This is a genomic window from Microbacterium sp. CPCC 204701, from assembly GCF_004010105.1.
Classification (GTDB): domain Bacteria; phylum Actinomycetota; class Actinomycetes; order Actinomycetales; family Microbacteriaceae; genus Microbacterium.
On the sequence record NZ_RRYE01000171.1, the window covers coordinates 1 to 6,280 of the forward strand.

Consider the following 6,280-nt stretch of genomic DNA (forward strand, 5'->3'; position numbering starts at 1 on the left):
GCCGGCGCCCCCCGCCGCTCGGCAGCTCATGACATTCGAAGGAACCGCACATGCCCAGGACCGCCATCGTCACCGGAGCAGCGCGCGGCATCGGCGCCGCGACCGCCCAGCGCCTCGCCGCGGACGGAAGCGCCGTCGCCGTGCTCGACCTCGACGAGTCACAGTGCCGCGGCACCGTCGCCGGGATCACGGATGCCGGAGGCCGGGCTCTCGCCGTCGGCGCCGACGTGGCCGACGCGGCGTCGGTGGAGCGCGCGGTGGCACGGGTCGCCGGTGAGCTCGGGTCCCCGACCATCCTGGTGAACAACGCGGGCATCATCCGCGACAACCTGCTGTTCAAGATGACCGAGGAGGACTGGGACGCCGTGATGAGCGTGCACCTACGGGGCGCGTTCCTGATGTCGCGCGCGGTGCAGCAGCACCAGGTGAGGGCGGGCTGGGGCCGCATCGTGAACCTTTCGAGCACGTCGGCTCTCGGCAACCGCGGGCAGGCGAATTACGCCGCGGCGAAGGCGGGCATGCAGGGCTTCACTAAGACACTGGCCCTCGAGCTCGGCCGGTACGGCATCACCGCGAACGCGGTGGCCCCCGGGTTCATCGTGACCGACATGACCCGCGCCACGGCCGAGCGCATCGGCGTCTCGTTCGAGGACTTCGTCACGGCACGGACCGCCGAGGTGCCGGTGCAGCGCGCGGGTTATCCCGAAGACATCGCCGCGGCCGTGTCGTTCTTCTGCTCGGAGGAGTCCGGGTTCGTCTCAGGTCAGGTGCTGTACGTCGCGGGTGGCCCGCGCGCATGAGCATCGTGCTGGAATCCCTCGCCGGCCTCTCGGAGGCGGTGGGCAGCACCGCCTCCGGCGACTGGTTCACGATCGATCAGAAGCGCATCCAGGCCTTCGCGGACGCCACCGAGGACTGGCAGTGGATCCACCTGGATGCCGAGCGCGGCATCCGGCCCCTTCGGGGCGACGATCGCCCACGGGTACCTGACGCTGTCTCTGCTGCCCCGTCTCACGCGCGGGCTGCCGTCGGTGGAGGGCACCTCGATGGTCGTGAACTACGGTCTCGACAGGGTGCGGTTCCTGCAGCCGGTCGTCTCGGGCTCGCGCGTGCGTGCGGTGACCGAGATCGCATGGGTCGAACAGGCGCCGCAGGGCTACCGCGTCGGCCTGCGCACCACCGTCGAGATCGAGGGGTCAGACCGCCCGGCGCTCATCGCCGAGACGATCGGGCTGTTCGTCCCCGCCGGCTGAACCCGAAAAGCCCCGCGATCCCGCAACGAGACCGCGGGACCTTTCGTGTTCAGGTCTGCGGGACAACCCTCAGCGCGCCGGTCACCGGCCTGTGCGGTCGCGCCCGCGCCGCGCGCGCCGCGAGCACGGCATGTCGCTCGGCAGCCTCACGGCTCACGCGAACGCTGTCGGGCAGCAGCGGCGCCAGCATCAGCGGATTCACGACGCCCTACCGACGCGTGGCCGTGACGATGAGGTACTCCCACGCCATGACGCCGTCCTCGAAGAACCGGTCGCCCAGCGCCGCCATGTCGGCGTCGAGGGCGGCGACCTTCTCTTCGTCGTCGCCGAGGAAGCGGTACACGGCGATCGTCGGGCCGTAGTTGGCCTTGAAGAAGTCGCGCAGCTGGGCGCCGTTCTCGAATCCGTCGACCACCAGCTCCTGCTGACGGGCGACGACATCGCCGACACGCTCGCCGAAGAGCGCGCGGACGTGCTCGAGGCTGCCCCACAGCGGTGCGGGCGAGGCGCCGGGAGGGGGCGGCGGCGCGTACGGCTTCATCGTCGCGAACAGCTGCCCGATGAATCCGCTCGGCGTCCAGCTGAGCACGCCGATCGTTCCACCCGGGCGACATACCCGGACGAGCTCGTCGGCGGCCAGCTCGTGATGCGGTGCGAACATCACGCCGATGCTCGACATGACGACGTCGAACTCGGCGTCGGCGAACGGCAGCGCTTCGGCGTCTGCAGTCTGCCACGTCAGCTCGAGGCCCTCCGTCTCTGCGGCGGCCTGCCCGACCCTGAGCAGTTCGGGCGTGAGGTCGGTGGCCACGACCTCGGCGCCGCGCCGAGCGGACGGGATCGCCGATGTGCCGGTGCCGGCGGCGACGTCGAGCACGCGCTGCCCCGGCTGCACGTCGATCGCCTCGACGAGGATGCCGCCGAGCGGGTGGACGACCTCTTCCACGACGGTGGTGTAGCTCCCGCTCGCCCACATCGCAGCGTGCTTCGCTTTGAGTGCGCGGTCCTCCTCCGTCGCCGTGACGCGTGCGGTGGTGCTGGTAAAGGATGACATTTCGATTCCTCCTGTGTATGGGATGTCACCACGGTAGGAATCGGGCAGCTCGGTCCACATCGGTGCCGGCGCGCAACATCGTTCCGAGGAGATCGATCGTGTGGCGGCTGACGCGTACGCGTCACGCACTGGAGAGCAGCCGTGCCACCGCAGCCGTTCGCGCGGTTCTCCCGCTCAGTCCGAGCTTTGCGTAGGCGTTCTGGAGGTGTCGCTCGACCGTGCGCACTGAGAGGACGAGCTCGGCGGCGATCGCGTCGTTGTCGTGGCCGGCCGCGGCGAGCCGGAGGATGTCGAGCTCGCGCGGCGAGACGAGCGAGGCCACGTCGCCGACGGTCCCCGAGGGCGCGGGTTGCCGGTCCGGCTCGATGAAGTTCGCCACCTCGTGGAGGAACACCGGCCAGGACGGCTCATCGGCCAGCACGATGTGGTTGCTGCTGTCCAGTGCCACCAGCTTCGCACCGCGGATGCCGACGGCGAGGTCGCGGGCATGGTGGAAGTCGTTCATCTGGTCGCCGCGACTGTGGATGACGAGGGTCGGGATGTCGAGCTCGGGGAGTCGCCACGTCGAGTCGGCGAGCTGCCGTTGCGCGCGCGAGAGGACTGCGGTCTCGGTGTCGCACGCCCGCTGCTGGAGATCGTCGAGCCAGCGCATCTGCTCCTCGGTCCCGCCCGGGATCATCATGCTGCTGAACACCCGCCGGAACTCGGACGTCGGGCGCGCCCAACCCACCCTGATAAGCGCTTCGAACGCCGCCAGAAGCGCCAGCTCCTCAGGCGACGCCGCGGCGGTCGCACCCGAGTAGCTCCCGTAGAAGATCAGCCGGGTCAGGCGATCGGGATGCCGCGCTGCGTACTCGATGGCGACCGGTCCGCCCTGCGCCATCGCCATCAGCGCGAACCTGTCCAGCCCGGCGTCTTCCACCACGGCTTCGAGGTCGGCGACGCGCGCCTCGAGGCTGTGGTCGGTGACAACGCGGTCCGAGAGGCCGTGGCCTCGCTCGTCGTACCGGATGATGGTGGCGACCTTGCCCAGTTCGACCAGGTAATGGCGCCAGACCGGGCTCTCCCAGTCGAACTGGAGGTGACTGAGCCAGCAGGCGTCGATCAGCAGCGCAGGCCCCGAGCCGTGCACGGCGTACGCAATGCCGACCCCGTCGGCCGACCGTGCGAAGCGGATGTCCTGGACGACATCGGCTCTGAGCGCCTCCACGCCGTCATCATAGGTGGCTGCGGCCGCCAGCGCACCAGTCGCCATGGAGACGCACGGAGACGTCCTGCGGGGCGCGTGAGCCGGTACGGTGAGACTGAGTCCTATGGATCGCGGCATTCAGTTCCAGTAGACTCGGATGCCGCACCACCCGTCATCCGCGCGTCAGGAGTCCCGATCGTGACCGAGTTCCAACCCCGCCCCGGTCAGAGCGTCGAAGGGTACGACGTCACGACGCGCCTCGGCACCGACTACTACACCGTGTTCGCCGACGTCCCGGGCGCCGACCGCGAGGCGTGGGAGCGCGCCAAGTCGTACATCGACGAGGTCGGCACGCGCATGCAGGACGCATGGGACACGGCCGAATACCCCCTCGACCTCGCGATGCGTGCCGGTGAGCTCGACCTCTTCAACGACGGCATCGACCACCCCTCGCTGACTCGCTTCTCGCCGCTCGCGGCGGGCCTGGTGAACATGGAGATCTCGCGTGGCGACGGCTCGCTCGGCACGGTGCTCGCGGTCCAGGGCGGTCTTGCGCTCCGCACGCTCGCGCTGTTCGGCAGCCCCGAGCAGCAGGAGCGCTGGCTCGTGCCCGTCGCGCGCGGAGAGGTTCCGGCATCCTTCGCCCTCACCGAGCCCGACCACGGCTCCGACTCGGTCTCGCTCGAGACCACGGCCCGCCGCGAAGGCGGTCAGTGGGTGCTCGACGGCGCGAAGAAGTGGATCGGCAACGGTGCGTCAGGCGGCATCACGTTCGTGTGGGCCCGCGTCGACTTCCCCGGGGACGAGCACCACGGCTCGGTGCGCTGCTTCCTCGTCGAGCAGGAGGCTCCCGGTTATACCGGCACCGTGATCGCGGGCAAGGCGTCGCTGCGCGGGATCCACCAGGCCCACATCGCCCTCGACGGCGTGCGCGTCGCGGCCGATGCCGTGCTGCCCGGCACGAAGAGCTTCAAGGATGCCTCGACCGTGCTGTACTCGACCCGCTCGGGTGTCGCGTGGTCGGCGCTCGGCCACGCGACCGCGTGCTACGAGGCGGCGCTGGCGTACTCGCAGCAGCGCGTGCAGTTCGGCAAGCCCCTCGCGAAGTTCCAGATGGTGCAGGAGCGGCTCGCGCAGATGCTCGAGGAGCTCACCGCGATGCAGCTGTACTGCCGCCACATGGCCGACCTCGAGGAGCGGGGCGAGCTGCGTCCGACGCAGGCGTCGCTGGCGAAGTACCACAACACCCGCGCCGCGCGCCGCATCGCGGCGATCGCGCGCGACCTGCTCGGCGGCAACGGCATCCTGCTCGAGAACGGCGTCATGCAGCACATGGCCGACATCGAGGCGATCCACACGTACGAGGGCACCGAGAGCATGCAGGCCCTGCTCATCGGCCGCGACATCACCGGCATGAGCGCCTTCGCGTAGCCGCCGGGTCGAGCGGGGCACCGCAGCGACGCCCTTCCCTTCACTAGCGAACACGGGACTCGCGCGCAACCCGAGCGGTGCGGTCCCGACGCGCGGATACGCTCGGCGCATGGGACTGTTCCGGAAGGACCCGCAGACGGTGCGACTGGAGTCGCACGAGGTCGAGCCGAGAGCCACCCGGCCCCCGTGGAGCCTGTGGGCCGACGGATTCGGCAGGCTCGGCATCCGTTCGATCCAGATCATCGTCATGGTCGCGGTCGTCGCGGGGATCATCTTCGCGATCCAGCAGCTCACCCTCGTCACGATCCCCCTCGTCATCGCGCTGATCCTCGCGTGCGCGTTCGCGCCGGTGATGGGATGGATGCGGCGGCGCGGGGTTCCACCGCTGCTGGCGACCGTGCTGACACTGCTGGCGATCGTGGTGCTGCTGACGGGCATCGGCTGGCTCATCGTGTGGGCCGTGCGAGACCAGTGGGACGAGCTGTACGCCGAGGCGGTGCGCGGCATCGAGGCCGTCATCGCGTGGGTGCAGACCCTCCCGTTCGCGCCCGACCAGGAGCAGCTCGACGAGTGGCTCGCCTCGGTGCTCGACTTCGTCACGAGCGCGCAGTTCGGCTCTGGGGCCCTTGCCGGCGTGAGCGCCGTCGCGAACTTCGTCACCGGCTTCGTGCTGATGGTGACGATCCTGTTCTTCTTTCTGAAGGACGGGCCGCAGATGTGGGAGTTCCTGCTGCGGCCGTTCCGCGGCGAGCACTACGTGCGGGCGCGCCGAATCGGCGACAAGACCGTCGGCGTGCTCGGCTCGTACGTGCGCGGCACGGCGCTGGTCGCCCTGGTCGACGCCGTCGGCATCCTCATCGGGCTCCTGATCCTGCAGGTGCCGCTGGCCATCCCGCTCTCGGTGCTCGTGCTGCTGCTGGCCTTCATCCCGATCGTCGGCGCGGTGCTCGCCGGCACCGTCGCCGCCCTCGTCGCCCTCGTCGCGAACGACTGGGTCAATGCGCTCTTCGTCGTCGGGGTCGTGGTGCTCGTGAACCAGCTCGAGGGGAACTTCCTGCAGCCGTTCCTCATGGGCCGCTCGATGAAGCTGCACGCGTTCGTGATCCTCGTCGCCCTGACGATCGGCACCGTCCTCGGCGGGATCGTCGGCGCCGTGCTCGCCGTGCCGATCGCGGCCGCCGCGTGGGGCGCGGTGCAGGTGTGGGACGGCCCGGGCCTGCCGGCCCGGTGGGCACGCCCCAAGCACCCGATCGAGCCGCAGCGGCGGTGACGCGCCAGAAATAGGGCGGTCGGGACCTCGGGATAGGGCATCCGTCCGATGAGGCTGGGGGGCCTCAGCCGCGAGAGTCGTAG

General features: G+C 70.0%; 6 protein-coding genes. 4 read left to right on the forward strand and 2 right to left on the reverse strand.

All coding sequences use genetic code 11. The annotated features are described in order from the left end of the window. Positions 1-50 precede the first annotated feature (50 nt). Positions 51-800 carry an SDR family oxidoreductase gene (locus EIO58_RS10895; RefSeq protein ID WP_127819563.1) on the forward strand — a complete coding sequence of 250 codons (750 nt, stop codon included), beginning with the start codon at positions 51-53 and terminating at the stop codon, positions 798-800. Positions 801-935: 135 nt separating this feature from the next. Then, positions 936-1,253, forward strand: coding sequence for a MaoC family dehydratase (locus EIO58_RS10900; RefSeq protein ID WP_342447974.1), 318 nt, complete (start codon positions 936-938; stop codon positions 1,251-1,253). 208 nt (positions 1,254-1,461) lie between these two features. Here EIO58_RS10900 and EIO58_RS10905 read toward each other — a convergent pair whose 3' ends face one another. Together EIO58_RS10905 and EIO58_RS10910 are read right to left on the reverse strand one after the other, a co-directional pair. Next, a complete protein-coding gene (locus EIO58_RS10905; protein WP_127819564.1) occupies positions 1,462-2,307 on the reverse strand; it encodes a class I SAM-dependent methyltransferase in 846 nt (281 codons plus the stop codon). 121 nt (positions 2,308-2,428) lie between these two features. Continuing rightward, a complete protein-coding gene (locus tag EIO58_RS10910; protein WP_240658744.1) occupies positions 2,429-3,517 on the reverse strand; it encodes an alpha/beta fold hydrolase in 1,089 nt (362 codons plus the stop codon). 177 nt (positions 3,518-3,694) lie between these two features. On the opposite strand from EIO58_RS10910, the gene EIO58_RS10915 reads away from it, so the two are divergent. Both EIO58_RS10915 and EIO58_RS10920 read left to right on the forward strand, forming a co-directional pair. Continuing rightward, positions 3,695-4,927 carry an acyl-CoA dehydrogenase family protein gene (locus EIO58_RS10915; protein WP_127819566.1) on the forward strand — a complete coding sequence of 411 codons (1,233 nt, stop codon included), beginning with the start codon at positions 3,695-3,697 and terminating at the stop codon, positions 4,925-4,927. Between the two features lie 109 nt (positions 4,928-5,036). Continuing rightward, positions 5,037-6,197 carry an AI-2E family transporter gene (locus EIO58_RS10920; RefSeq protein WP_127819567.1) on the forward strand — a complete coding sequence of 387 codons (1,161 nt, stop codon included), beginning with the start codon at positions 5,037-5,039 and terminating at the stop codon, positions 6,195-6,197. The last annotated feature ends 83 nt before the right edge of the window (positions 6,198-6,280 follow it).

What these genes read in the sequence shown, in the direction of transcription:
- EIO58_RS10895 (WP_127819563.1), top strand. Translation starts at nt 51, where the DNA reads ATGCCCAGGACCGCCATCGTCACCGGAGCAGCGCGCGGCATCGGCGCC.
- EIO58_RS10900 (WP_342447974.1), top strand. Translation starts at nt 936, where the DNA reads ATGCCGAGCGCGGCATCCGGCCCCTTCGGGGCGACGATCGCCCACGGG.
- EIO58_RS10905 (WP_127819564.1), bottom strand. Translation starts at nt 2,307, where the DNA reads ATGTCATCCTTTACCAGCACCACCGCACGCGTCACGGCGACGGAGGAG.
- EIO58_RS10920 (WP_127819567.1), top strand. Translation starts at nt 5,037, where the DNA reads ATGGGACTGTTCCGGAAGGACCCGCAGACGGTGCGACTGGAGTCGCAC.